Source organism: Arthrobacter sp. MDT2-34-1 (genome assembly GCF_059091365.1).
This window is the reverse complement of sequence record NZ_JBNHGO010000048.1, coordinates 1-1,047: the sequence shown is the minus strand read 5'-3', so window position 1 is coordinate 1,047 and position 1,047 is coordinate 1. Positions and strand designations below refer to the sequence as shown.

General features: G+C 69.4%; 2 protein-coding genes. One reads left to right on the top strand and one right to left on the bottom strand.

Annotated elements, in window-relative coordinates; genetic code table 11:
• On the top strand, positions 1–483 hold a 483-nt coding region (locus AC5RVV_RS17510; RefSeq protein WP_494002627.1), incomplete at its 5' end, for an ATP-dependent DNA helicase.
• Positions 484–514: 31 nt separating this feature from the next.
• Here AC5RVV_RS17510 and lexA read toward each other — a convergent pair.
• Positions 515–1,047 (bottom strand): transcriptional repressor LexA (gene lexA / locus AC5RVV_RS17505; RefSeq protein ID WP_494002626.1); only part of this gene is annotated, 533 nt, incomplete at its 5' end.

The following is a 1,047-nucleotide window of genomic DNA, read 5'->3' as shown; positions in this document are numbered from 1 at the left end:
GAGGAGGCGGCCGATGCCATGCGACTGCGCCTGGACCTGGACATCCTCTGCCAGGGCGAGTCGTCCATGTCAGCGCTGGTGAAGCAGTTCGCCGCGGAGCCGGATACCTGCCTGTTCGGCACAATGTCCCTGTGGCAGGGCGTGGACGTGCCGGGGCCGTCGTGCCGGCTGGTCATCATCGACCGCATTCCGTTTCCCCGGCCGGACGACCCGCTGATGACGGCCCGCACCCGGGCGGTGGCCCAGGCCGGCGGCAATGGCTTCATGAGCGTTTCGGCGACCCATGCGGCTGTGCGGCTGGCACAGGGGGCGGGGCGTCTGATCCGGGCCGCCGGCGACCGGGGCGTGGTGGCAGTACTGGACTCCCGGCTGGCTACGGCCCGTTACGGCGGATTCCTCCGGAGTGCGCTGCCGCCGTTCTGGGGCACCACGGACCGGGCGACGGTCCTTGCGGTGCTGCAGCGGCTGGCCGGGACAGCATGAGGCCTGCCACCGTCAGCGGCAGGCCACCAGGTCAGAGCGACCGCAGCACCGACACGACTTTGCCCATGATCGTGGCGTGGTCCCCAAGGATCGGCTCGTAGCGGGTGTTCTGCGGCAGCAGCCAGGTATGGCCGTCGCGCTGCCGGAAGGTCTTCACCGTCGCTTCGTCATCGAGCAGCGCGGCCACGATTTCGCCGTTCAGGGCGCTCTGCTGGCGGCGGACGACCACCCAATCGCCGTCGCAGATGGCAGCATCGATCATCGAATCGCCGGACACCCGGAGCATGAAGAGCTCCCCGTGGCCCACCAACTGCCGGGGCAAAGGTACGACGTCCTCCACCGACTGGTCGGCCAGGATAGGGCCGCCGGCGGCAATGCGGCCCACCAGTGGGACCATGGCCGTATCCGCCGCACTGGCCAGGTCAGCCACCGGGGTTCCCTTGGTGCTCCGCAGCACGCCGGGTTCATCAACGCCGGCGATCTCCACCTTGCCCTGGTCCAGCGTGAGCGGAATCAGGATCTCCATGGCGCGCGGCCGTTTGGGATCCCGCCGGATGTAGCCGA